Origin of the sequence: Flavobacterium araucananum (assembly GCF_002222055.1) — a bacterium.
Classification (GTDB): Bacteria; Bacteroidota; Bacteroidia; order Flavobacteriales; family Flavobacteriaceae; genus Flavobacterium; species Flavobacterium araucananum.
The window spans coordinates 21,673-46,810 of sequence record NZ_MUGS01000030.1 but is presented as its reverse complement, the minus strand read 5'-3'; the positions used below and the strand labels follow the sequence as shown (position 1 = coordinate 46,810).

General features: G+C 36.1%; 22 protein-coding genes. 10 read left to right on the top strand and 12 right to left on the bottom strand.

Going from position 1 to position 25,138, the window contains the following annotated elements; translation table 11 throughout:
* The gene (locus B0A64_RS14850; protein WP_089480297.1) at positions 1-1,041 is read left to right on the top strand and encodes a YncE family protein; all 1,041 of its coding nucleotides are present in this window, start codon (positions 1-3) and stop codon (positions 1,039-1,041) included.
* Between the two features lie 86 nt (positions 1,042-1,127).
* Here B0A64_RS14850 and B0A64_RS14845 read toward each other — a convergent pair whose 3' ends face one another.
* The gene (locus tag B0A64_RS14845) at positions 1,128-2,600 is read right to left on the bottom strand and encodes a S41 family peptidase (RefSeq protein WP_089480296.1); all 1,473 of its coding nucleotides are present in this window, start codon (positions 2,598-2,600) and stop codon (positions 1,128-1,130) included.
* 162 nt (positions 2,601-2,762) lie between these two features.
* On the opposite strand from B0A64_RS14845, the gene B0A64_RS14840 reads away from it, so the two are divergent.
* The 5 genes from B0A64_RS14840 (at position 2,763) to yiaA (ending at position 5,374) form a co-directional block, all read left to right on the top strand.
* Positions 2,763-3,272: an RNA polymerase sigma factor gene (locus B0A64_RS14840; RefSeq protein WP_089480295.1), complete on the top strand. Its 510-nt coding sequence runs from the start codon at positions 2,763-2,765 to the stop codon at positions 3,270-3,272.
* Positions 3,259-3,717, top strand: coding sequence for a hypothetical protein (locus tag B0A64_RS14835; protein WP_089480294.1), 459 nt, complete (start codon positions 3,259-3,261; stop codon positions 3,715-3,717). The genes B0A64_RS14840 and B0A64_RS14835 overlap by 14 nt, the downstream gene beginning before the upstream one ends.
* Positions 3,718-3,735: 18 nt before the next feature.
* Positions 3,736-4,263: a DUF4252 domain-containing protein gene (locus B0A64_RS14830; protein ID WP_089480293.1), complete on the top strand. Its 528-nt coding sequence runs from the start codon at positions 3,736-3,738 to the stop codon at positions 4,261-4,263.
* A 10-nt stretch (positions 4,264-4,273) separates the two neighbouring features.
* A complete protein-coding gene (locus B0A64_RS14825; protein WP_089480292.1) occupies positions 4,274-4,810 on the top strand; it encodes a DUF4252 domain-containing protein in 537 nt (178 codons plus the stop codon).
* Positions 4,811-4,978: 168 nt separating this feature from the next.
* On the top strand, positions 4,979-5,374 hold the full coding sequence (gene yiaA, locus B0A64_RS14820; protein WP_055091841.1) for an inner membrane protein YiaA: 396 nt from the start codon (positions 4,979-4,981) through the stop codon (positions 5,372-5,374).
* 100 nt (positions 5,375-5,474) lie between these two features.
* Here yiaA and carB read toward each other — a convergent pair whose 3' ends face one another.
* Together carB and rpmH are read right to left on the bottom strand one after the other, a co-directional pair.
* Positions 5,475-8,330: a carbamoyl-phosphate synthase large subunit gene (gene carB / locus B0A64_RS14815; RefSeq protein WP_089480291.1), complete on the bottom strand. Its 2,856-nt coding sequence runs from the start codon at positions 8,328-8,330 to the stop codon at positions 5,475-5,477.
* Positions 8,331-8,476: 146 nt separating this feature from the next.
* Entirely contained in the window at positions 8,477-8,638 is a 162-nt protein-coding gene (rpmH, locus tag B0A64_RS14810) for a 50S ribosomal protein L34 (RefSeq protein WP_008464848.1), read from the bottom strand.
* Between the two features lie 166 nt (positions 8,639-8,804).
* Here rpmH and B0A64_RS14805 point away from each other — a divergent pair, with 166 nt between their 5' ends.
* Complete coding sequence (locus B0A64_RS14805) at positions 8,805-9,320, top strand: hypothetical protein (protein WP_065451088.1); 516 nt, start codon at positions 8,805-8,807, stop codon at positions 9,318-9,320.
* A gap of 1,554 nt (positions 9,321-10,874) precedes the next feature.
* Here the strand turns inward: B0A64_RS14805 and B0A64_RS14800 are convergent.
* The 3 genes from B0A64_RS14800 to B0A64_RS14790 all read right to left on the bottom strand — a co-directional run bounded on the left by B0A64_RS14800 (position 10,875) and on the right by B0A64_RS14790 (position 14,982).
* On the bottom strand, positions 10,875-14,102 hold the full coding sequence (locus B0A64_RS14800) for a fibrobacter succinogenes major paralogous domain-containing protein (RefSeq protein WP_089480290.1): 3,228 nt from the start codon (positions 14,100-14,102) through the stop codon (positions 10,875-10,877).
* A 394-nt stretch (positions 14,103-14,496) separates the two neighbouring features.
* Positions 14,497-14,712 carry a hypothetical protein gene (locus tag B0A64_RS14795; protein WP_165769821.1) on the bottom strand — a complete coding sequence of 72 codons (216 nt, stop codon included), beginning with the start codon at positions 14,710-14,712 and terminating at the stop codon, positions 14,497-14,499.
* Positions 14,713-14,796: 84 nt separating this feature from the next.
* Positions 14,797-14,982, bottom strand: a complete 186-nt coding sequence (locus tag B0A64_RS14790; protein ID WP_089480288.1) for a hypothetical protein — start codon at positions 14,980-14,982, stop codon at positions 14,797-14,799.
* 99 nt (positions 14,983-15,081) lie between these two features.
* On the opposite strand from B0A64_RS14790, the gene B0A64_RS14785 reads away from it, so the two are divergent.
* Positions 15,082-15,498, top strand: coding sequence for a hypothetical protein (locus B0A64_RS14785; protein WP_089480287.1), 417 nt, complete (start codon positions 15,082-15,084; stop codon positions 15,496-15,498).
* Entirely contained in the window at positions 15,459-15,620 is a 162-nt protein-coding gene (locus tag B0A64_RS25200) for a hypothetical protein (RefSeq protein WP_165769820.1), read from the top strand. The genes B0A64_RS14785 and B0A64_RS25200 overlap by 40 nt, the downstream gene beginning before the upstream one ends.
* Before the next feature lie 37 nt (positions 15,621-15,657).
* Here B0A64_RS25200 and B0A64_RS14780 read toward each other — a convergent pair whose 3' ends face one another.
* A complete protein-coding gene (locus tag B0A64_RS14780; RefSeq protein WP_089480286.1) occupies positions 15,658-16,317 on the bottom strand; it encodes an alpha/beta hydrolase family protein in 660 nt (219 codons plus the stop codon).
* Between the two features lie 635 nt (positions 16,318-16,952).
* Here B0A64_RS14780 and B0A64_RS14775 point away from each other — a divergent pair.
* Positions 16,953-17,264: a GNAT family N-acetyltransferase gene (locus B0A64_RS14775; RefSeq protein WP_244285411.1), complete on the top strand. Its 312-nt coding sequence runs from the start codon at positions 16,953-16,955 to the stop codon at positions 17,262-17,264.
* Here B0A64_RS14775 and B0A64_RS14770 read toward each other — a convergent pair.
* The 5 genes from B0A64_RS14770 to B0A64_RS14750 form a co-directional block, all read right to left on the bottom strand.
* Entirely contained in the window at positions 17,261-18,691 is a 1,431-nt protein-coding gene (locus tag B0A64_RS14770; RefSeq protein WP_089480285.1) for an anion permease, read from the bottom strand. The genes B0A64_RS14775 and B0A64_RS14770 overlap by 4 nt on opposite strands.
* A 15-nt stretch (positions 18,692-18,706) precedes the next feature.
* Entirely contained in the window at positions 18,707-19,855 is a 1,149-nt protein-coding gene (locus B0A64_RS14765) for a porin (RefSeq protein WP_109746208.1), read from the bottom strand.
* A 604-nt stretch (positions 19,856-20,459) separates the two neighbouring features.
* Complete coding sequence (locus tag B0A64_RS14760; RefSeq protein WP_089480284.1) at positions 20,460-21,893, bottom strand: anion permease; 1,434 nt, start codon at positions 21,891-21,893, stop codon at positions 20,460-20,462.
* 29 nt (positions 21,894-21,922) lie between these two features.
* Entirely contained in the window at positions 21,923-23,077 is a 1,155-nt protein-coding gene (locus B0A64_RS14755; RefSeq protein WP_089480283.1) for a porin, read from the bottom strand.
* Positions 23,078-23,288: 211 nt separating this feature from the next.
* Complete coding sequence (locus B0A64_RS14750; protein WP_089480282.1) at positions 23,289-24,923, bottom strand: ABC-F family ATP-binding cassette domain-containing protein; 1,635 nt, start codon at positions 24,921-24,923, stop codon at positions 23,289-23,291.
* Positions 24,924-25,138 lie beyond the last annotated feature (215 nt).

Here is a 25,138-nt window from a genome sequence, read left to right as displayed (position 1 = left end):
ATGAAGTTCAGTAAATTATTCTTAATAGCACTTAGCGTTTCGTTATTCGTTTCGTGTTCTAATGACAGCGAAGATGCGCCAAAAGGAGTTTATGACAATGGTTTTTTTATTCTAAATGAAGGAAGTTTAGGGCAAGGTACCGTTTCTTTTTCAAGTGACGATTTCAGCTCTTTTACTAAAGATGCCTACACGGCTGCTAACGGATCTGACTTACTTGGAAAATACGCACAAAACATTTTTTTTGATGGAGACCGAGCGTATATCATTGCCGGGGGATCAAACGTAATTAATGTTGTAAACAGATACACTTTTAAATTGATTGCAAAAATTGATACAGGACTTAGCAACCCAAGATATGGTGTTGTAAAAGATGGTAAAGCTTATGTAACAAATGCGAATACCTATTCTACTGCAACAAATCCTGCCGGAGATACAGATGATTATGTTGCCATTATCAATTTGTCTACTAATACATTCGAATCTAAAATTAACTTAAACGGCACTGCTAACAGATTAGTTGAAAAAGATGGTAAACTGTATATTACTGAACCTTACAGCAGCACTAAATTACTGGTAGTAAATATTGCTACAAAAACATTAGAGGCTCCTATAGAACTTGGATATAGTGCAGATTCTATCGAAGAAGAAAATGGGACTTTATTTGTTTTGAGAGGTAATTCAGGAGAAAGAAGTGAAATTATTAAAGTAAAATTATCAGACAAATCTATTTCTAAAATTACATTCCCTGAAGCTTTAGACGGAGCTGCTTATATGGACATTGAAGGTGATAAAATTTATTATACTGTAGGTAATTCAGTTTATGCAATAAATACTAATGCAACAGCAGCTTCAACAAGTGCAATTTTAACAGCGACTGTTGGATATCTATATGGATTTGCAGTAAATGGTAATCATATTTATATTGCTGATAGTGGCGATTATAAAGCAGACAGTAAGGCTTATGTTTATAACTTAAGCGGAACATTACAAAAAGAATTAACGGTTGGTATTGCACCAAACGGTTTTTACTTTAATAACTAATAACCATTTGTTTTTTTAGAATATGTTTTTGGAATATTCTAACAATAAAAAAGGCTTTCAGAAAATGAAAGCCTTTTTTATTGTTTTTATTTTAATGCTCTTAAAAGCCCTTCGGGTGCTTTTTCGATATACATTTGATTCCTGATACCATTCATTGCTTTAACATCTGTAAAACCTTTTAAAGCGACTCCTTTTTCTTCGGCTTTTTTGGTGGTTGTCACTCCCGTAATTTTCGAGATTGCAAGACTAAGCAATGGCTCTGCCGGATCTCCCAAAACACCTAACGTACTAATGCGCTCCAATTGCTCATAAGTGGGTTTTAGACCATCTGTATATTCGCCAAAATCTGATGCATTGACAATTTTTAGAACCAAAGGCTGCATTGCATATTTATGATTTGGATTTCTATTCAATTTTCCAAAAGTTGGAGAATCATATAATGTAACCGAACCTACATTTTTACCCACTGTCGTCTCCCCTATCTGAATTACTGAGATATAAGGTGCTAAACCATTTATCACCAACTCACTTGCAGATGCTGTCCCGCTGGTGGTGATAATATAAATCTTAGTCAAATTAAGACTATTGATTGCTGCTCCGTCTATTTTATCAACAAACCTGTTATTTAAATACTCCGGATTATCAACCTGAAAAGCGGCATTAATTTTTGCATTCCACTTTTCTTTAGCAAAAATTTTATCGGTAAACTGTCCGGTAATCATACTTGCCAAACGTGTTGCCGTTTGTATAGAACCTCCGCCATTGTATCTCAAATCCAGCACAAGATCTGTAATCCCTTGGGCTTTTAACTCGGCAAAAGCAGCATTAAGTTGTGCATCATAATTAGCATAAAAGCCATTATACATCAAATAACCAATTTTAGAACTTCCCGAAGTAATTACTTTATTAATAAAAACCGGATTTTCGTCTAAGGTAGTTTTAACCAATGCAACCGTTTTTCCGTTAGATTCAAAAGTAGTACCGTTATAAGTAGCCATATTCAGGGTATAACTGTCAGCAGCCAAAAGTGACTGATAGTTAGAAACTGTAAGCTGGGTTCCGTTTACTGCTGTAAAAAGGTCCCCTCGTTTGATATCTTTTTTTGAAGCATCAGAATTAGGAAGAATATAACGTACATAACCCACAAGATCTGTAGTACTTCCGGGTTTGTAACTCAATCTGTAGTCGACCCCATCGTTTTTTGAAGTTCCCTGAAGTTCCTGTTCCAGAACAGTATAATCATCAACGATCCAGCTAAAACGATCTATTGCCTGACCTTTAGGAAATTTGCTGATTGGTTTATTTAATAAATCCTGAAATAAATCTTCGGGTTTAGAATATCCTCTTAAAAAAGAATTTAATGCATCTTCATTGTTAAAACGATCATCGGCTAAATTAGGTACATCTGCCTGCCATAAATAATATTGATTTAATCCTTTCCAGATAAAATTATTTACCTGCAAGTCACCCGGAGCAGACACATCGTCCTGATCCTCACATGATTGCAAAGAAAATGCTAATAAAAATAATAACAGTACACTCTTTAATATTGTTTTCATATAGTTGGTATCTATGTAGTACTAACGTAAAAATAGTATCTTTAGTTTTAACAATGTTATTTTTAAAGTGTTTTTTTTTATAAAATTTTTAAGAACTCGTGTAACAAAAATAATAGTGTCTCGTCTGGACTATATAAGCTAACGAATAACCAAATAGATTTTATGAATCAGAATGTGTTTATAGAATTAATAAATCCTTTTAAAGACAAAGTTTTTCGTCTGGCAAAAAGATTGTTAACCAGTACCGAAGAGGCAGAAGATGCCACTCAGGAAGTTATAGTAAAGTTATGGAATAAAAAAGAGAGTTTAGAATCTTACAGTAGCGTCGAAGCACTGGCAATGACGATGACCAAAAATTATTGTCTGGATCAGTTAAAATCTAAAAGAGCCGGGAATCTTAAAATTGTTCATACAAATTATACTGATCGGGAACCTCAATTGGATAAAAAACTGGAAGATATTAATAGTCTGGAATGGGTTGAAAAAATAATAAGTCAGTTGCCTGAACAACTACAAATGTTAATTCAGTTGCGCGATGTTGAACAATATGAATTTGATGAAATTGCAAAAATTGTCAATATGAATGAAACGGCTATTCGGGTAGCCCTTTCTAGAGCGAGAAAAAAAATAAGAGAATCAATGCTTAATACACACCGTTATGGAATTCAATAAAATAGAAGATATACTAGAAAAATACTTTGAGGGAGAAACCAGTATTGCCGAAGAAAAAGAATTAAAAGACTATTTTTCTTCACCAAATGTTGCGCAGCATTTAGAACAATACAAACCTATTTTTGGTTATTTCTCTGAGGTAAAAGAACAAAAGTCGACGCAGGAGATTCCACTAAAAACTCAAAAACGAAATGTGGCGTGGTTATCAATTGCAGCTTCTGTTGTGGTTTTACTAGGAGTGGGAACCTATTTTTATGTGAGCGAAAAAAATGCAACTCCGGTTGTAGCGCAATCAGAATTAGGAACCTACGACAATCCGGAAGAAGCTCTTGCGGCAACGCAAAAAGCTCTCGCCTTATTATCAAACAATGTTAATGTAGGTATCGAAAGCGTACAATACATTAAAGAATACGAGCAATCAAAAAATAAAATTTTTAAACAATAATTTAAATCAATCAAAAAAATGAAAAATTTCATCATAACACTAGTTTTCGCATTATTTAGCCACGCTTTTTATGCACAGGGAGCATTTGACAAATTTGATGGTCAGGATGACGTGACCTCAGTAATTGTAAACAAAAAAATGTTCGACCTAATGAGTAAAGTAAAAGTTGACGCCTCAGACAAAGAGACGCAACAATACATTAACTTAATTAAAAAATTAGATTTTCTAAAAGTGTTTACAACCAAAAACCCGAAGATCGAAGCTGATATGAAAGCCTCTGCTGACAAATATGTAAAAACAGCGGGTCTGGAAGAATTAATGCGTGTAAACGATGGGGGCAGAAATGTTAGAATATCTGTAAAATCCGGAGCGACAGACTCTCAGGTAAAAGAATTACTAATGTTTATTGACGGTGCCAAAAACGACGAAACAGTTTTGCTGTCGCTAACAGGTAATTTTGACATCAACGAAATCTCTGTTCTTACAGACAAAATGCAACTTCCGGGTGGTTCTGATCTTAAAAAAGCCTCTAAAGGCAAAAAATAATTCGACAGATATGAAAGCAAGCCTTTTTACCTCAGCCCTTTTAGTACTGCTAACTTTAGTAAGTTGTAATTCTAACCCGTCATTGCAGAAATATTTTGTAGAAAACACCGATAATAAAAATTTTATTGCGCTGGATGTTTCCCCTGGTATCCTAAATCTGGAGAAAACAAAATTATCAGCCGAGCAAAATGAAGCTCTAAAATCATTTGACAAAATGAATATTTTAGCTTTTAAAGCGAATGACAAAAATCAGGCAGAATTTGAAGCGGAACGAACTAAAGTAAAAGCAATTCTAAAAAATCCAAAATACCAACAATTAATGAGTTTTGGTTCCGGCAGAGATGGCGCCTCAATAAGTTATGTGGGTACAGACGATAATATTCAGGAATTTGTAGTGTTCGCCAACAAAAAAGAAAACGGTTTTGCAGTTGTTCGTGTATTAGGAAAAAACATGAACCCCAATAATATTATGACGTTAATGTCTGTTCTTAAAGAATCGAAAATCGACATGGAACAATTGAAACCTTTGCAGCAATTGGTTAAATAATACCGCTAATCTTACTTTAAAAACTAAAAAGCTCCAATATAAATTGGAGCTTTTTTTTGTTTCCCCCATGTAACCATTATACTGAATAGTATTACAGGAATTATTATTTTGATCTGAGTCCAATTTAGTTATATTTGCAGCTAACCAAAACAAAATTTTTAGATAACCATGGTACAAAAAACGTCGAATGCTTTTATAGCAGCATCTTGGGTCGCTCTTGGAGCAGGAACAGTTGGATTTATAGTTGGACTTGCAAGAGCCGAAATGTTACTGAACGAAAAAGGATACTATTTTACTGTATTAATGTTTGGTCTGTTTGCGGTTGTGTCTTTACAAAAAAGCGTTAGAGACAGACTTGAAAAACTTCCTGTAACTGACATTTATTACGGAATTTGCTGGTTTGGAACCCTTTTATCAATTGTATTATTGGTTGTAGGGCTCTGGAACGCTACCATTTTACCAAGCGAAAAAGGTTTTTATGCTTTTGCTTTTTTATTAGCCCTTTTTGGTGCTATTTCTGTGCAAAAAAACACAAGAGATAATATGTCAATTTCTAACGAATAATCTCAAACAAATATAATAAGCAAAATTAACTTCCAAAAAATTAATTAAGCACAAAAAAAGCTCCATTTTCATGGAGCTTTTTTTATATCAGGATTTGAGATTATTTACTCAAATACATTTTTCTTCTGGAGTACAATTCATAGAATTGATCGTCTTTTAAGTCATCAATAAACAAGATGCTTTCTCCTGTCGATTTCATTTCCGGTCCTAATGCTTTGTTTACATTATGGAACTTGCTGAAAGAGAAAACCGGTTGTTTGATGGCATATCCTTTCAATTGCGGATTAAAATTAAAGTCTGTTACTTTATTGTGTCCTAACATTACTTTTGTAGCGTAGTTTACATAAGGTTCTCCGTAAGCTTTTGCAATAAATGGTACCGTTCTCGACGCTCTTGGGTTTGCTTCGATGATATAAACGGTGTCGTCTTTTATCGCAAACTGAATGTTGATTAAACCAACTGTTTTTAGTGCTCTTGCAATTTTTACGGTATGATCTTTTATTTGTTGCATCACAAATTCTCCTAAGTTAAAAGGAGGCAAAGTAGCATTACTATCTCCGGAGTGCACTCCGCAAGGTTCGATATGCTCCATAATTCCTATGATATATACATTTCCATCAGCATCACAAATTGCATCAGCTTCGGCTTCGATTGCTCCGGCCAAATAGTGATCCAGAAGCAATTTATTTCCAGGAATCGTTTTCAATAAATTGATAACATGCTCTTCCAGTTCTTTTTTGTTGATTACAATTTTCATTCCCTGACCTCCTAACACATACGAAGGACGAATCAATAACGGAAAATCTAAGGTATCTGCAAGTGCCGAAGCTTCGTCTGCCGTTTCAGCGATTCCAAACTGTGGGAAAGGAATATGTAGTTCTCTCAATAAATCTGAGAAACGACCTCTGTCTTCGGCTAAGTCAAGGGCATCAAAACTGGTTCCGATGATTTTTACGCCGTATTTAGATAATTTTTCAGCCAATTTCAAAGCTGTTTGTCCGCCTAACTGCACAATCACACCTTCCGGTTTTTCATGCTGAATGATATCGTAAATATGTTCCCAGAAAACAGGTTCGAAATATAATTTATCGGCCGTATCAAAATCTGTCGAAACCGTTTCAGGATTACAGTTGATCATGATGGTTTCGTAACCACATTCTTTAGCTGCCAGTACTCCGTGTACACAAGAATAGTCAAACTCAATTCCTTGTCCAATTCTGTTAGGTCCTGAACCCAGAACTATGATTTTTTTCTTGTCTGTTACAATACTTTCGTTATCTACGTAACGCTCCCCATTTGCTTTTTCGATTTCTGCCTCAAAAGTCGAGTAATAATAAGGTGTTTTTGCTTTAAACTCAGCCGCACAAGTATCTACCAGTTTAAACACACGGTTGATATTTTTGTCCATACGCAAAGAATGCACTTCACTTTCTAAGCAATTGACCATGTGTGCAATTTGTCTGTCGGCAAAACCTTTTTGTTTCGCTTCCAGCAAAAGTTCTTTTGGAAGAGTAGTAATCTTATAGTTCGAAATTTCTTTCTCTAAAGTATAAAGCTCTTCGTATTGTTTTAAGAACCACATATCGATTTTTGTGATCTCATGAATACGGCTCAACGGAATTCCCATTGCGATTGCATCATAAATTACAAAAACACGGTCCCAACTTGCAAAAGTTAGTTTCTCGATAATCTCTTCGTAGTTTTTATATCCTTTTCCGTCAGCTCCTAAACCGTTTCTTTTGATTTCAAGAGATTGGGTTGCTTTGTGTAAGGCTTCCTGAAACGAACGTCCAATTCCCATCACCTCACCCACAGATTTCATCTGAAGACCTAAAGTTCTGTCGGCACCTTCGAATTTATCAAAGTTCCAACGTGGTATTTTTACAATTACATAATCCAGAGTTGGTTCAAACAGCGCCGAAGTCGATTTTGTAATTTGGTTTTGCAATTCGTCAAGATTGTATCCTAAAGCCAGTTTAGAAGCAATTTTAGCAATTGGATATCCGGTTGCTTTAGAGGCCAAAGCTGATGAACGGGACACACGAGGGTTAATCTCGATGGCTACGATATCTTCTTTTTCGTCTGGTGAAACCGCAAATTGCACGTTACATCCTCCTGCAAAATTCCCAATACTACGCATCATCAGGATGGCATAGTCACGTAATTTCTGGAATGTAGTATCAGATAATGTCATTGCCGGTGCAACCGTGATCGAATCTCCGGTATGAATACCCATTGGGTCCATATTTTCGATCGAACAAATGATGACCACATTATCGTTTTTATCTCTTAAAAGTTCTAATTCATATTCTTTCCAGCCCATCAAAGCTTTGTCGATCAAAACCTCGTGTATTGGCGAAGCTTCAAGACCGCGGGTCAAAAGCTCATCAAAATCTTCTTTTTTGTAAACAATTGCTGCTCCGGTTCCTCCAAGGGTAAACGAAGGACGAATAACCAGTGGGAAACCAAATTCCTGAGCAATTTCTTTTCCTTCTAAATAGGATGTAGCTGTTTTTGCAGGTGCAGTAGGTACATTAATTCTTTCCAGAAGTTGTTTAAACTGCTCTCTGTCTTCGGTAATATTAATGGCGTTTACATCAACACCTATTAATCTTACGCCAAAATCCTGCCAGATTCCTTTTTCTTCAGCTTCCAGACACAAGTTCAAAGCCGTTTGTCCGCCCATTGTAGGCAAAACAGCATCGATTTGTGGATGTGCTTTTAGAATTTCAATTATCGATTTTGTCGTTAATGGTTTCAAATATACATGATCCGCCATTGTGGGGTCGGTCATAATAGTCGCTGGATTTGAGTTTATCAAGATAACTTCAATTCCTTCTTCACGAATAGAACGTGCAGATTGAGAACCTGCATAATCAAATTCGCAAGCTTGACCAATAACAATAGGTCCTGACCCTATTATTAAAACGGATTTTATTGATGTGTCTTTAGGCATTTTATTTGTATTGTGTAGTTATATAAAGTACGTTAAAAAACATTCGTAGTGTATTATAAACCAGAATGTTGCAGATTTTTTTACCGACAAGGTATAAAAAAAGGCGATACTAAAAAAGTAACGCCTTATTTATGTTTATAGAAACATTATTTTTTGTGTCTAGGTTCGCTAGAAACAGTCAATTTATGTCTTCCTTTAGCTCTTCTACGCGCCAGAACTTTTCTTCCATTTGCAGAAGCCATTCTGTCCATAAATCCGTGCTTATTTCTTCTTTTTCTTTTCGATGGTTGAAATGTTCTTTTGCTCATTGCTTTGTATCTTTAAAATGGTGTCTATTTTCTGTTTTTCTGTTTTGAATATCGTTGTTCCAAAACCGAGTGCAAATATACAAAGACTTTTTTTTCTGGCAAGTACTTTAATAAAAATATTTTTAATTCATTTTACTATATTTGCAATCACAAATATACATCTATTATGTTTCATAAAAATATTAAACTTATTTTGGCCGGACTTCTTGTAGTTGCTGGCGTTTGGCAATTTACCGAAAGTAATATCGGGAACGGAATCTTCCTTATTTTATTAACGGCAATCCCAATATTTCTTTACTTTAAAAACGAATTTATCCTTTTGGCCTTCCTTAAATTAAGAAAACAAGACTTTGAAGGTGCCAAAAAATGGCTGGCATACATTAAGAATCCCGAAGCGGCTTTGGTACGCAAACAACAAGGATACTTTAACTACCTACACGGAATCATGTTGTCTCAAACCAACATTAACCAGGCCGAGAAACATTTTAAGAAAGCAATCGAGCTGGGGCTATCAATGGATATGGATCTTGCCGTAGCCAAACTGAACCTTGCCGGAGTTGCCATGTCACGCCGCAGAAAATTGGAAGCGACTAACTTACTAAACGAAGCCAAAAAATTAGACAAACAAGGCATGCTAAAAGAGCAAATAACAATGATGAAAGACCAAATGAAGAAAATCTAGTTTTTTTTCAGCCTATAATATTCTAAATCCCATTCGCCGCTGCGAATGGGATTTTTTTTGTCAGACTGAACGGAGTCGAAGCCTCTGCCCAATCTTGTCTTTGCGAATGATAGATTAAAATCCACCCCTACACTATATTTTGTTCCTATGGAACTCCTCAAAAAAAATTCCGGAGGAATGATTTATATGGTAGCAACGGATTTTAATCCGTTGAATAAAGAATAAAAAAAATAGTTTTTATCATAGAAAACGCAATGACAAGATTGTGGTTATTTTGCGAATGATAGATTAAAATCCATCCCTACACTATATTTTGCTCCTAAGGAACTCCTCAAAAAAATTCCGGAGGAATGTTTTATATTGTAACAACGGATTTTAATCCGTTGAATAAAGAATAAAAAAATTAGTTTTTATCATAGAAAACGCAATGACAATGATTGTGGTTATATTGCGAATGATAGATTAAAATCCACCCCTACACTATATTTTGTTCCTACGGAACTCCTCAAAAAAATTCCGAAGGAATGATTTATATTCTAGCAACGGATTTTAATCCGTTGAATAAAGAATAAAAAAATTAGTTTTTATCATAGAAAACGCAATGACAATGATTGTGGTTATTTTGCGAATGATAGATTAAAATCCATCCCTACACTATATTTTGTTCCTACAGAACTCCTCAAAAAAATTCCGGAGGAATGTTTTATATGGTAGCAATGGATTTTAATCCGTTGAATAAAGAATAAAAAATTAGTTTTTATCATAGAAAACGCAATGACAATGATTGTGGTTATATTGCGAATGATGGATTAAAACCCATCCCTACACTATATTTTGTTCCTAAGGAACTCCTCAAAAAAAATTCCGAAGGAATGATTTATATGGTAGCAACGGATTTTAATCCGTTGAAACGAACAAAAAATAGTTTTTATCATAGAAAACGCAAAGACAAGATTGTGATTATTTTGCGAATGATAGATTAAAATCCATCCCTTCAATATATTTTGTTCCTACAGAACTCCTCAAAAAAAATTCCGGAGGAATGATTTATATGGTAGCAACGGATTTTAATCCGTTGAATAAAGAATAAAAAAATTAGTTTTTATCATAGAAAACGGGATGACAATGATTGTGGTTATATTGCGAATGATAGATTAAAATCCATCCCTACACTATATTTTGTTCCTAAGGAACTCCTCAAAAAAAATTCCGGAGGAATGATTTATATTGTAGCAACGGATTTTAATCCGTTGAATAAAGAATAAAAAATTAGTTTTTATCATAGAAAACGGATCAAAAACCTGCCTTTTTTTATCTCCAAACCAGACACAAAAAAAGGCAGGAGTTTTGAGCTCCTGCCTTGATTATTTTATTTATTCCTAATTAATAACAAGGATGCGCCATTCGTTCCTGCCGGAACGAATGGCGCAGTGCCTCGATTTACTTATATCTTTAACAGGTATTACCTTTGACTCTTAAATACTTTTAGCTAGATCCTGAATAAAAGTTTTTTCATTTTCAAGCTATAGTATAGATCCAGAGCCTCTTCTATTTTTACTGCTCTGACATACAGCGAACTTGTGCTCCAATATTTGCATATGAACCTGTAGTAGTCATATAAGTACCGGTTCCAGCACTATTATAAAAAGTATATACAGTGTCATTCTCCGTACCCCTGACGCTAGAACTATGTGTCCACACACCAAAATTAGTATAAATATTAGTAGGTCCCGATCTGTCTATATATCCTGAATAAGGCAAAAACAACGAAGTACCAATCAATATTCCCGCATCCCATTTATTATTTGCTTTTATTGTCGCATTACCCATAAAAGTTTTAGTGTTATTAGCTGCCACTCCTTGCCACTCAGCTTGAGTTGGCACACGAAAGCCGGCAGGACAAGGGGCATTTGGTCCCTTAACACCTGTATTATTTCCCCAGCTCGTAATAGCACGCAGGTTAGAGGATCCCGCATCCCATGAAGCGGCAGGATAAGGACTTTTTTTACCCCATTGATACCAAGCCCCAACTAATTTTTCTGAAGGTATAATAGCACTTACACTTTCATCTGCTCCCAGATTATAACACATAAATGCTTTCCAAACCGTAGGACTAATCATCGCACCACAACAGCTACAGTCTTTTATACTAATTGATAATTTTACCTGTACATCAGCACCGGTTCCGTCCGCTTTATTATTATACACAACATACAGGTCTACTGTAAGAGCATTTGCAGACATTCTTCCGTAGGCACTTCCTTGCCCACTAATACCAGTGCTCAAGGTACTATTGTAAACTACTGTTGCCGTAACAGGGGTATTAACATTCAACGTATTTTCAGCAGTAGAACTGGCAATCGATTTAATCACTACACCCCCCAAAGATTCTTTATAACTAAAACGCACTTTACTTACTACTCCAGATGGCGTAAAAGTATAGGTTTGTGTATTTACACTGGCAAGATTAAAATTTGCCTGACCAGACAAACGGGATGATAATTGTCCGCAAGCACCACCATCATTAGACTCTGCAACATCAAAACAAGATCTACCACCAAATGAACCTGTACCTATTGGTAAATTATCAGGATTTGTATTTACATTAATCGTAAAGACAGGCGAAGGAATCGCTGCTCCATTACAACCATTGGTTACCATACAATACAGGTAATAAGTACTTACAATAGTTGGACTTGCTGTGTATGATGCAGACGTAGCACCAGCTATCAGATTCCCTCCCACTGTACTGGCAGTTGTATTACTGTACCATTGAAAAGTAGGATTTATAAATCCTGTTGCTCCAATTTTGAAAGTAACTGTTGACCCGGAATTTACATTTTGTACCAAATCTGACTGTGCTGATATTACAGGTGTAGGGCAGGCATTGTTCATAGTAATTACCAGAGGTAAAACCTCAGACTTACCACAACTATTTTCTGCAATAACACTGATGTTTACTTTTGTACCATCTGTACCACTAGCCGGAAATTGTATCGTTACACTAGATCCTGTACCAATAATAGTAGCACCATTATCAGCGGTCCACGTATAGGTTATTGCCGGACCAAATTCGATAGCAGTTTGCACTGAAACTTTAGCTCCATAAGTAGCAGTTGCTACCTGCGATTGCCATGAAAGCTTAGGAATACTCGATACATTTGCAGCAATTACTTTTACTGCCATAGCACTCACACAGCCTGTAGCATTGGTAACCGTGGCATTGTATACCACACCCGGACTATTTATCGTGATGGTTGGCGTAGTATCTGCCATTTTTACATTGTCCTTGTACCATGTATAGGTATAGGTACCTGCTACTGCCGGTACAATAGTAAGATCTGTAGTACCGTCGCACAGGATACTGCTACCCGTGATGTTAGGTTGTGCCGGAGCAGTGTCTGATGTGATCGTTTTATTTAAGATATTAGCTTCGGCAGGGCAATTGACCCCACTATCATCTGTCGCCACCATACGCAAAGAAAGTGTAGTCTGACCTGTTGGTATAACAAAAGGGTTACTAACGATAATATCATTCCCATTGTACCACTTATAACTAATGCCCGGTTGTTTGTTGGCCACACTTAAATCCAGCGAACCACCCATACAAAATGTATTAAAAGTGCTTAAAGCCAGCCCATTTACCAATACATCAGCCGGGTTAATAGTCACTTGTCCTGTAGCGGCACTTTTTGTTACTGTAGTAGAATTGGTAGGCAACGAATAACAGCTTCCATCTTTTAGTGCTGCAAACCATTCTCCTGCACTACTATCACCCGTTAAAACCAGATTAATACCGGTTCTTCCGTCTTCTTTTCCGTCATGAAACCATATTACAGTAGCACTACCTGCACCTGATGCAGAAAGTGTAACCGAGTTCGCACCACAAAGTACACCGTTATTAGACGCAAAAACAGTCATATTACTGGCAATTGGCGTAGGAACATCTGCAATAATGCGCTCGTTCGAAGCGTTTACATTACAACCTATTGCTCCCATCGATACATTGTATTTCCCTCTAAGGGCAGCGGTAACATGCGAAACACCACGTGCTATCTCTACACCATTACGGGTCCAGATTAATTTATCCAGATTAGTCGTATTTGATGGTACAGATAAATAAACCGCACCACTCTGGCACAATCCTAACTGAGCGGGAGACTGACTAATAATTGGCGGTGTATAGGTCATAGAACTACAATCGACCCCTTTTTGAGAAAATAAAAATTCTTTGTACATCCCCGCACATGATGTAGTAACACGTACCAATACCGAATGTGCATTTACAGACGTATTTTCGTTAAAAAGAATCTGAAAAGAACCATTGGCATTATCAACATTAGATAGTGAAGCATAATCAGCTCCTGATACGATCGCAATATCATAAGGTCCATTTGGACAATCGATATCTGTAGCAGTAAAAGTCGAAGTACAACCCGTACCATCAGCCAGAATATCCGTACAAGGTGCAGGATTCACTACCGTTTGCGAGGTACCGTCGCACAAACTTACCCAACGAACACTATCCCAGTATTCGATACAGGTCGTGGTGGTGTTGTAAATAACAAGACCATGACTTTTGGCATCAAGCCCCGTAACACCCAAGGCGTTACGTTGCGTCGTGGTCATTTGCGGCAGTCTCAGCCCGCCTATGCTGGTTAACTCTAAAACCGAATAGGGTTCCGGGGCTTTCTTGCCCCCTATGGTCATTTGCGCCTCGATGTTTATCGAGAATAATAGGCTTAATAACATAAGCCATATAAAAAATAGATTTTTCTTCATTGTCTAATTTTTTAAAAATTGTTTAAAATTGTTCAAATTGTTTTAAACCATATCCTTTTCATCCTGAGTCAAAAAAAATCAGTTGATTAAAAGGTATGGCGATATAAATACCGGTTAGGGATATTCGTTTATGTGTGTGGTATTGTTGTGTAAAAAAATAGGCGCTATTGAATGTTTGTCAATGTGGCTTATAGAGATGAAATAATTTTACCTGCTTGATAATCGAACAGGTATTTTTGATACAACCGGCTTATAAAACTTGGGGGTTTTCAGGCTGATATAATAGTAGAAATATTTTTAATATGTTTTGTCTTAATATTGGGACAGCTTAACACTGTTTTTGCTCAAATAGTAAGATTGTTTCAATATGTTTTTGTCTTAATATCGGGACAGTTTAACCCATCGTTTTCTGGATAAGAATCATAACAAACTCTTTGCTTACTTTTTCCATCGCAGCATAATCTTTTTTGATATTGTCCGGTATGATTCCCTGTACAGATCCGTTTACGCTCTGACGGATGTAATATTTTGAAAGACCGTATTTTAAAAACAATGCTTCTAAAATTTTAGAATCATACGATTGGTAAATTTTTGTCTTACTCTCTTCCATTGTGTTGCTTATTTTCATTTAGTAATGATCTTAACTTTACTCTGGCTGTATTGCTACAATTTTTAGAATTTATTTTAACACTTCTTATTTTTTTTGAAATTCTCTAATTAATGCTTCCCGATTTGCAATTATTTTAAGCAAAGCTTTTTTTGCAATTTCATCACCGCGAAAGAATCTCATTTTTGCCGCAGGGGCATTAATGCCCATAACCTGACCAAGCAAAGTGTAGTCACCATACAGTGTTTTCTCCTTAATTTGTTCGATTGTCATAACAAAAAGTTTATCTTTGAACACTAAATATTTTTGCAAATATATACAGAATTCTGTAAATAAACACGTATAAAAATAAAAATTTGTAATTTTTTTCTGATGAACGACGTAACTATAAGATTCTTAGGTGTTTACGAGTATTTGAAAGAGCAGAAAATTGTATTAAATCCTAAGAATTTTGCTAAAGAACTGAGTATTAGCACTTCCCTAATTACAGAAATCTGTAAAATCAGAACGAATGCTGGAATTACTCCAATACAGAATTTAGTGAGCCGATACAAAGAAATTGATGCAAACTGGCTTTTAACAGGCGAAGGATCAATGCTCAAAAATAGTGACAGCAACAACACTAGCGACAGTAATAATAGTAGTACTAGTATTACAGAAAAAAGTATTGGTATGGAGACAAACACTAATTATAAGGAATTGGCAGAAGCAAGACTTGAAATTATAGACCTCAAAAACGAAAAAATTGAATGGCTTACTACCGAAATAAAAAATTTGAGAGGTTTGTAACCGCGATTCTCTTGCTGGCTGAAAAGATTGAAAAGATTGAAAAGATTGAAAAAATTGAAAAAATTGAAAAGATTGAAAAATTGAAAGATGAAAGACTGAAAGACCTGCTACCTAATGCCTGAAAATATTGAAAAATTGAACGATTAAATAATAACCCGATTAGTCCTCCAGTATGATCGACGGCAAATTCTCGTTGAGCCATTTGTATTTATTGAGGATCATGATATGAGTTCCTCCTTTTACGACAATGCAGCTGTTGATATACTTGATAGGAAAAACATCATCCTGATCGCCGTGAATGTGTACCACCTGGGTATCGATCTCATTTCTATCCCACAAAATAACAGATTCTACTGCCCATTGCAAATAGTTGAGATCCCGCACCGCCAAAAACTTCTCGTATAATTTAATCCGCTTATTGACTTTCTCACCAAACGAATATTTGGCCAGATTTTCGATATTCAATATCAGCTTCATCGGGATAAGTTTGTAGGCTTTTGTAGTTTTCCCTATTTTCATCCTTCTTGGAAATTCAGCATTACTTCTCACACTCGAAATAATAATAACTTTTCGGGCTTTGATATGTTTTGCCATTTCCTGAACCAAAATTCCTCCAAAGGAAACGCCTATTAAAACCGGATTTTCGTGTTTAATATTCCTAGTGATTCTGAGCGCATAATCTGACAAAGATTCTTTTGGTTGCGGAATTTCCCATTCTAATAAACAGATTTCAAAAACAGATTCATCTAATTTGATTCTTTCAAAAATAGCGGGACTAGCCGCCAAACCAGGCATAAAGTATACAGGAATTTTACTCATTTGTTAGAAAAGGAATAGGGTTACAGCTTATAATTTAAAGCTAAAATTACTTTTTTTAATTGTATGCACCGCAAATCTTACGCCATAATTATCTTTTAAATATAATCCGTTGAATACAATTAATTTTAACACATAAAAACATAGCTTTTGGACCTTCAAAAAAAGGCGTTTCACTTATTTAAAATATACATAGCTTAGCTATGTGAAAGAAATATATTTCTTTTTGCATTCTTTTTAGCTAAAAAAATCTATGTTACTAGGTGTTAAATATTTTTTTTTCGACTCAAGCGAAGCGAACAGACGAAGTAAGTACACCTAACGGGGTTAAATATAATAAAATCACAAAAAAGACCGCAAATATTGAGGTATCTGCAGTCTATAAAAACCCGTTGGGTACGATTAATTTTAACACATAGAAACATAGCTTTCAGACCTTCAAAAAAGGCATTTCGGTTCGTTAAAATGCACAACGACCAGCTATGTGCGAAATGGGTTTTAAAAAATAATTTTATATTGAAAATCAAATGATTACCTTTGTAGTTAAGATAATCAATTATTTAAATCTCTTTCCAGGATTTTTATATAATGTTCTTATCGTTCTTTTCTATTATTTTTAATCCAATCTCCCCCAAAACATGACTAATATGGAACCTATTGAAACTATGGAAATCAAAGACAACACTTTTGCACGACAATTTGAAACCATAGTCCCTGAAGGATTACTCTCTGTAGAATATTCTTTTCAGGAAAAGAAAATTTTTCTAACAAAAATCAACAGTCCTGAAGGTTTTGAAAATCAAGCATTAATTGATGAATTACTTAAAAACATCATGAAAATCATTATCGAAAAGAAATTCAGACTGATGCCTATTCATCCCAAAATTGTTTTATTCATTAAAAAAAACCCACAGTACAAAGAATTACTTCCTCCGGGAATCAGGATTTAAAAATAACCTATCAGTCTTAGCCACAGTCCGCCAATAACCATGTAAATAAGCAACATTGTTAGTCCGGTGACCAGCCCTTTGACCCACCAGCTTTTTAGGTCGACATAGCCGCTCCCAAAGAAAACGGGTGCCGGCCCATTACCATAATGCGTTAAAGTACCGTAAATCGATCCCACAAAACCAAGCATAAACGCCAATAGCAATCCCGGAATCCCAAGCGAAACACCTACACCTAGCAAAGCCGCATACATTGCCGCCACATGTGCCGTTGCACTGGCAAAAAGATAATGACTAAAAAAGTATACCACTATAATAATAGGAAAAGCCATTTGCCAGCTTAATCCTCCTATTTCTGCTTTTACCAAATTACTGAACCAGCCTATAAACCCAAGTTCGTTAAGCGAACTCGCCATCATTACCAAAACAGCAAACCATACAATGGTATCCCAGGCCCCTTTCTCGGCTTTTACATCTTCCCACGTCAAAACCGAAGTAAGCAATAAAACCACCAAACCAATAAATGCTGTGGTTGTAGCATCGATAGAAAACAAATCTCCCGTCATCCAGAGAAACAGTAAAATAAAGAAAGTCAATAACATCAGCCATTCGTTGCGGGTTATGGGTCCCATCTCTTTTAGTTTTTGGGTTGCAATTTGTGGTGCATCGCCCGTTTTCTTTAGTTCCGGCGGATAGATTTTGTACAATACAAATGGAATCACAAAAAACGAAACCAACCCCGGCACAATTGCTGCTGTCGCCCATGAAATCCAGGTAATTTTGATCCCTAAATTAAGGGCAAATTTTTGACACATGGGGTTACTCGCCGTTCCGGTCAAGAACATCGACGAAGCGATAAGGTTTACATTATAGCTGCTTAAGGTAAGATAGGATCCTAATTTTCTATGGGTCTCCGGCTTTTCAGGATCAGATCCAAAACTCATGGCCATAGATTTCATGATAGGATAAATAATCCCTCCCCCTCTTGCGGTATTACTGGGTACGGCTGGTGCCAAAACCAGATCGGCCAGACCTAAACCATAGGCTAAACCAAGGGAACTTTTGCCAAATATTTTTATAAATAAAAAAGCGATTCTGTTGCCTAAACCTGTTTTTATAAAACCTCTTGCTATAAAGAATGAAATCCCAATAAGCCAGATTACTTTATCTCCAAAACCTCTTAATGCCAAAGTAATTGATTTTCCTGCTTCGCCCGGAGCCAAAACCTGCGACAAAGCAGTTAATGCAATGGCAATCATACACATAGTTCCCATTGGAGCAGCCTTTAGAATAATTCCTAAAATGGTAGCCACAAAAATGGCAAATAAATGCCAGGCTTCGATTACAACACCATCCGGAGCCGGAATAAACCAAATTGCAATTCCAACGACAAGCGTAATGATGGTTTGAGGAATTTTTACTTCTTTCATAAGATCAAAATTAAATTAAAGTCTGCATTGAAACTGAATTATAAATAAGTTGTCATTGTACATGGCTGTATCGGGAATGCTTTTATCATATCTGTCGATTTCAAATCCCATTTCGATTCTGCCTGTATAAGCTTTGCCAAATTCAAGACTTAACATCGGGGTATAGGTTTGCCTGACATTTGAATTGATTTTATAACTGGGATCAAAAGTTTCATAGCGAAACGAAAGCTCCAGAGAAGAGAGTTTTTTATAATCAATCAGATATCTCAGATTAGGCAGGAAATAAACCCCGCGCATTTGATAATCTGCCACATTTGCAGTTCTGCCGGCAACAGGCAAAGAATAATATAAATTATGGTTGGTTCCTTGTTTGTATTCAATTTGCAAATCAAAAGTAAATTTATCGGTTAGTTTAAAATCACTCGAAATATCTGCTCCCAACGCAAAAACGCCCTGAGCAGAAACCCGTCCTGTTCCGGCATTTAACCCCAAATTGATTTTATGTGCTTTAGACAATCCAAAAACCCAGCGTGTTGCAAAGAGTTTTCCGTTGTCGTTGTCTTTCTCCTGATCTTTTCCGTTCCCGTTTAGCATCGAAAAAGCATAATTAATGGGGATTTTTCCAACATCGACATTACCGGTCAAAGAAGCGCCTATTTGAAAACTCGTCCAGCCGTTTTTTCCAAACTCATAATACTGATTCGAGAAATCAAATGATTTTATAATATCTACCGGAACTAATTCTTCGATACCAAAACCAGGTCGGAACTGACCTCCGGTTACCGCAAGATATTTATTGAAGGTATATTTTGCGTAGGCATTTTCGAGAACTTTACCTTTAGGGTCTGATTTAAAATCGGCAAGGTTTACCAAAATCACAACCTCTGTGGCTTCACTTAATTTGGTGTTTAGCCCCACACGCATCCTTTTGATATCAAAGGAAGTTTGCACCACTTCGCCTGTAGAATGGTGTACGCCCAAAACATCGACGCCATCTTCTAACGCGGTTAGAAATCGCGCCTGAAAAAGTCCTTTAAACTGAAATTGAGGATATTTGACACTCGTACCGGAATCTGTTGCCGGTGTTGTGGCGGTTTGAGCAGTTGCCAAAATTGGCACTATAAAAAGGATAAAAACCAGTATTAAATGTACAGTTTTACTCATAACTTTATAAATAAAAAAATTAAGCCAATATTAGCTGATCTTGAAACTTTATTTTAGGCCTAAATCACTATTCTACAATCAAATAGTGATTTACATCCTCTAAGAAAAAACAGCTTTTCTATTACTGCCAGTATAAGGCTTATATTTTTGTATTTACATTCATAGTTGTGGCATTTACTTTACTTAAAAAAAATAATATTCGTTGTTACAAAATTCAGGAATCAACAAATTATAAATTCGATCCATCCATAAATGTAGGAATAAAATAATTGAACTTCAAAATAAAAAAGTCCGCTTTTATGTTAATAAGTTATCAATCCTGAATTATTTTGACTAAGGTATAAAAAAAACATAACCCTTTAACAAATATTTGTAAGTTTCTGTTTTTCAGATTAAACACGCCAAAAAACCATTTTAATACAGCTCTTGTATTATTCTCCCAATAGAAACTTCTGTAAGATTTATATTCCTAACACATTACACATACATAACGACCTCTATACCAGTATTTTTTCATAACATCTTACAAATAAAAAAGCACAAGAAAAAAATTTCTTATGCTTTTATTCTATCTTTCTTATTTTTGCGGCTTATACCGCGCGAGCTACTCTACATATCCCAAAACATTGAGCCACAACCCGCCAATAACCAAATATATGGCCAACATTGCCAGTCCTGTTATAAGTCCTTTTACCCACCAGTTTTTCAGGTCTACATAACCACTCCCGAAAAAAACGGGTGCCGGTCCGTGTCCGTAATGGGTTAATGTGCCGTAAAGCGAACCTATAAATCCTAACATAAAGGCAAGAAATAATCCGGGAACTCCCAGAGAGATTCCAACTGCCAATAATGCTGCGTACATTGCCGCCACGTGAGCCGTTGCGCTGGCAAAAATATAATGGCTAAAGAAGTATACCGCTATAATAATGATAAAGGCCCATTGCCAGCTCATGCCCAGCATTTGACTTTTTACAATTTCGCTGAACCAGCCTATAAACCCTAATTTATCCAGAGAACTTGCCATCATTACCAAAACAGCAAACCATACGATGGTATCCCAGGCTCCTTTTTCGGCTTTTACATCTTCCCAGGTCAAAACAGACGTTAACAGTAAAACTACCAATCCTATAAATGCTGTTGTGGTGGCATCTATAGAAAATAAATCGCCCGTCATCCAGAGAAAAAGCAAAATACCAAACGTAAGCAGCATCAACCATTCGTTTTTAGATATTGCGCCCATTTCTTTTAGTTTCTGTCCTGCAATTTTTGGTGCATCGCCTGTTTTCTTTAACTCCGGCGGATAAATTTTGTACAATAAAAAAGGAATCGCAAAAAAAGCTGCCAAACCCGGAACCAATGCTGCAATTGCCCAGGAAGTCCAGGTGATGTGCAGTCCTAAATTTTCGGCAAATTTTTGACACATGGGGTTACTCGCTGTTCCGGTCAGGAACATAGACGACGCTATTAAATTTACATTGTAACTGCTTAATGTAAGATAAGCTCCTAGTTTTCGTCGGGTTTCAGGTTTATCAGGGTCTGATCCAAAATTCATCGCCATCGATTTCATGATGGGATAAATAATCCCTCCGCCTCTTGCCGTATTACTGGGTACAACGGGCGCCAGAACCAAATCTGCCAATCCTAAACCATAAGCCAATCCCAAAGAGCTTTTGCCAAATATCCTGATAAACAAAAACGCAATACGATTACCCAATCCGGTTTTTATAAACCCTCTGGCAATAAAAAACGAAATACCAATAAGCCAGATTACTTTGTTGCCAAAACCTCCCAAGGCCAATGTTATAGAATCTCCTGCACTTTCCGGCGCCAAAACACGTGTAAAGGCAGTAACCGCAACAGCAACCATACACATTGTACCCATTGGTGCTGCTTTTAGAATAATACCAATAATGGTTGCGATAAAAATGGCAAACAAATGCCAGGCTTCCGGCGAAAGCCCGCTTGGAGTAGGCACAAACCAAATGATCAAACCAATTACAACCGTAATTATCGAATTTTGTATGTTTATTTCTTTCATGATGTTTGTATTAAATTTTTAAAATATGATTAGAAAAACCTTCCCTGAAACTGTATGATAAATAAGTTGTTATCATAAGAAGTTGTATTAGGTATATTGTGTTTGTAAGTATCCAACTGCATTCCCATCTCGATGCGTCCGGTATAGCCTTTCCCAAATTCTAATCCCGCCATTGGGGTATAGGTTTGCCTTGCATTTGAATTGATTTTGAAACTCCTGTCGAAATACTCATAACGGCATGAAAATTCGATCGCGGTTAACTTTTGATATTTTATTTCGTATCGCAAATTGGGCAGGAAATAACCGCCACGCATTTCATAATCGTTTATATTGTTTGTTCTGGAAGCTGCGGCTAAGGAATAATACAGATGATGATTGGTTCCTTGTTTTACTTCAAGCTGAGTTTGTAATTTTAATTTATCTGCCAATTTAAAATCAGCTGTAAGATCTACTGCAACAGCAAAAACTTTGTGGTTAAAAACCTCCCCTGTTCCTCCGTTAAGACCAAAATTGATATTGTGTTTTTTGTTCAGTTCAAAAGCAAGTCTTGACGAATATTGCTTGCCGTTGTCTTTGTCTGACACCTGATCTTTTCCGTTGCCATTTACGGCAGAAAAAGCATAGGTTACGGGAAGTTTCCCTAAAGTAAACCCTCCAAATAGCGAAGCTCCTATTTGAAAACTTGTCCATCCGTTGTTGCCAAATTCAGTATATTGATTCGAGTAGTCAAATGATTTTAGAATATCGGCAGGATTTAACTCTTCAAGTCCAAAAGCAGGTCTGAACTGCCCAACCAGAACCCCCACATTTTTATTAAACGTATATCTGGCAAAAGCATTTTCTAAAACTTTTCCTTTGGGATCTGATTTAAAATCGGCAAGATTTGCCAGAACAACAATGTCAAAGCCTTCGCTTAGTTTTGTGGTCAGTCCCAGACGCATTCTTTTAATATCGAATGTATTTTCGACCGCATTTCCATCTGTATGCTGGAGTCCTGTTGTAGCATCGATACCCTCTTTGAAGCCACTTAGATACCGTGCCTGAAAAAGTCCCTGAACTTTAAATTGTGGATATTTTATTTCGTTTTGCGCATTTGATTCTGTAGTTTGCCCATTGGACAAAAACGGACATAAAAAGATTAAAAACATAATCTTTTTAAAAAAAGTATTCTTTAATAGGTTCATGATAACAGTTTAGATTTATTTCTATTTAATAAAAATTAAGCTACAAAAAAGCTTGTTTTATACTATTAAAATTATCCAATCAATGCCCTTGTTAATCTGACATATATCATGTTTGATACTTTTATTTTATAATCACATTTTTTTAAATTTTGACAAAAAAAGGGCGTTAGAATTAACTAACGCCCTTTTTATTATTATTTTTTTAACGAGATTACTTTTCTATTTCTCTCATCGAGTCCATTTTTTTGTGTGCCAGGAAACCGGCTACATCCTCAAAATGCTCTTTGACACGTTTGTTTCCAAACTCAAACACTTTGGTTGCCAGGCCATCAAGGAAATCACGATCGTGAGAAACCAGAATTAAGGTTCCGTCAAAATCACGCAATGCATCCTTAATGATATCTTTGGTTTTCATGTCTAAGTGATTCGACGGCTCATCCAGAATCAATAAGTTAACAGGCTCCAACAATAATTTGATCATTGCCAAACGAGTTTTTTCTCCTCCTGAAAGCACTTTTACTTTCTTGGTAATATCATCGCCCTGAAACATAAATGCTCCAAGAATATTTTTTATTTGCGTACGGACATCTCCAACTGCGATGGCATCGATAGTTTCAAAAATGGTCGCATTTTCATCTAATAACGAAGCCTGGTTTTGGGCAAAATATCCAATCTGAGAGTTGTGCCCAATTTCGACACTTCCTTCATCGATACCAATTTCTTTCATGATCGCTTTGATCATGGTCGATTTTCCTTCCCCATTTTTACCTACAAAAGCTACTTTTTCTCCTCTTTCGATTACTACATTGGCATCTTTAAAAACTACATGATCTCCATAAGATTTCGAAAGCTCTTTGACCACAACCGGATATTGTCCGGAACGTGCTGCCGGTGGGAATTTTAATTTTAAGGCCGAGTTGTCTACTTCGTCAACTTGTACGATAACCAGTTTTTCAAGCATCTTAACACGCGACTGAACAGCATCTGTTTTAGAGAATGTTCCTTTAAAACGGTCAATAAACGTTCTGTTATCGGCAATCATTTTTTGTTGCTCATCGTATGCTTTTTGTTGGTGCACACGACGGTCTTTTCTTAACTCTAAATAATGAGAATACTTTGCTTTATAATCGTAAATTCTTCCCATTGTAACCTCGATCGTACGATTCGTAATATTATCTACAAACGCTCTGTCGTGCGAGATTACGACCACTGCTTTGGCTGAATTGATCAAAAAATCTTCTAACCATTGGATACTTTCAATATCCATGTGGTTGGTAGGCTCATCGAGTAAAATCAAATCCGGTTTTTGCAATAAGATTTTGGCCAATTCGATACGCATTCTCCATCCTCCTGAAAATTCAGAAGTCTGACGTGTAAAATCTTCGCGCTCAAAACCTAAACCCACTAAAATTTTCTCTACTTCGGCTTCGTAATTTACTTCTTCAATCGCATAAAATTTCTCGCTTAAGTCAGACACTCTTTCGATCAATTTCATGTAGGCATCACTTTCATAATCTGTACGAACGGTTAATTGCTCGTTGATTTCGTCGATTTCGGCTTTCATTTTAAAAATTTCACCAAAAGCTTTCGATGCTTCTTCCATTACAGTCGAACCGTCTTTGGTCAGTAAATGTTGCGGCAAATAAGCAATAACAGCTTCTTTAGGAGCCGAGATACTTCCGGTAGAAGGTTTGCTCTGACCTGCAATTATTTTTAAAAGTGTCGATTTTCCCGCACCATTTTTACCCATAAGGGCAATTTTATCATTTTCATTTATAGCAAAAGAAACATCGCTAAATAATGTAGTTCCACCAAACTGAACCGAAATATCGTTAACTGTAATCATTTAGATTTTTAGATTTTTAGACTGCTTAGATTTTTAGACTTCTTAGCAAGTGTTTTTTTGAAAGCGCAAAGATAGATTTTAATTAGATAATGTACCAATTAGTCAATTAGATAATTTGGGGAATGTGTCAATTAGAAAATGTGATAATTTTCAAAATCTATGGCAAAACAAAAAATTGTTTCATTCTATTTTTTTAACCGGACTGAAGTCCGGCC

Bases quoted from the DNA above. Each gene is read 5' to 3' on its own strand.
- B0A64_RS14850 (WP_089480297.1), top strand. From the start codon at position 1: ATGAAGTTCAGTAAATTATTCTTAATAGCACTTAGCGTTTCGTTATTC.
- B0A64_RS14845 (WP_089480296.1), bottom strand. From the start codon at position 2,600: ATGAAAACAATATTAAAGAGTGTACTGTTATTATTTTTATTAGCATTT.
- B0A64_RS14840 (WP_089480295.1), top strand. From the start codon at position 2,763: ATGAATCAGAATGTGTTTATAGAATTAATAAATCCTTTTAAAGACAAA.
- B0A64_RS14835 (WP_089480294.1), top strand. From the start codon at position 3,259: ATGGAATTCAATAAAATAGAAGATATACTAGAAAAATACTTTGAGGGA.
- B0A64_RS14830 (WP_089480293.1), top strand. From the start codon at position 3,736: ATGAAAAATTTCATCATAACACTAGTTTTCGCATTATTTAGCCACGCT.
- B0A64_RS14825 (WP_089480292.1), top strand. From the start codon at position 4,274: ATGAAAGCAAGCCTTTTTACCTCAGCCCTTTTAGTACTGCTAACTTTA.
- yiaA (WP_055091841.1), top strand. From the start codon at position 4,979: ATGGTACAAAAAACGTCGAATGCTTTTATAGCAGCATCTTGGGTCGCT.
- carB (WP_089480291.1), bottom strand. From the start codon at position 8,330: ATGCCTAAAGACACATCAATAAAATCCGTTTTAATAATAGGGTCAGGA.
- rpmH (WP_008464848.1), bottom strand. From the start codon at position 8,638: ATGAGCAAAAGAACATTTCAACCATCGAAAAGAAAAAGAAGAAATAAG.
- B0A64_RS14805 (WP_065451088.1), top strand. From the start codon at position 8,805: ATGTTTCATAAAAATATTAAACTTATTTTGGCCGGACTTCTTGTAGTT.
- B0A64_RS14800 (WP_089480290.1), bottom strand. From the start codon at position 14,102: ATGAAGAAAAATCTATTTTTTATATGGCTTATGTTATTAAGCCTATTA.
- B0A64_RS14795 (WP_165769821.1), bottom strand. From the start codon at position 14,712: ATGGAAGAGAGTAAGACAAAAATTTACCAATCGTATGATTCTAAAATT.
- B0A64_RS14790 (WP_089480288.1), bottom strand. From the start codon at position 14,982: ATGACAATCGAACAAATTAAGGAGAAAACACTGTATGGTGACTACACT.
- B0A64_RS14785 (WP_089480287.1), top strand. From the start codon at position 15,082: ATGAACGACGTAACTATAAGATTCTTAGGTGTTTACGAGTATTTGAAA.
- B0A64_RS25200 (WP_165769820.1), top strand. From the start codon at position 15,459: ATGGCTTACTACCGAAATAAAAAATTTGAGAGGTTTGTAACCGCGATT.
- B0A64_RS14780 (WP_089480286.1), bottom strand. From the start codon at position 16,317: ATGAGTAAAATTCCTGTATACTTTATGCCTGGTTTGGCGGCTAGTCCC.
- B0A64_RS14775 (WP_244285411.1), top strand. From the start codon at position 16,953: ATGACTAATATGGAACCTATTGAAACTATGGAAATCAAAGACAACACT.
- B0A64_RS14770 (WP_089480285.1), bottom strand. From the start codon at position 18,691: ATGAAAGAAGTAAAAATTCCTCAAACCATCATTACGCTTGTCGTTGGA.
- B0A64_RS14765 (WP_109746208.1), bottom strand. From the start codon at position 19,855: ATGAGTAAAACTGTACATTTAATACTGGTTTTTATCCTTTTTATAGTG.
- B0A64_RS14760 (WP_089480284.1), bottom strand. From the start codon at position 21,893: ATGAAAGAAATAAACATACAAAATTCGATAATTACGGTTGTAATTGGT.
- B0A64_RS14755 (WP_089480283.1), bottom strand. From the start codon at position 23,077: ATGAACCTATTAAAGAATACTTTTTTTAAAAAGATTATGTTTTTAATC.
- B0A64_RS14750 (WP_089480282.1), bottom strand. From the start codon at position 24,923: ATGATTACAGTTAACGATATTTCGGTTCAGTTTGGTGGAACTACATTA.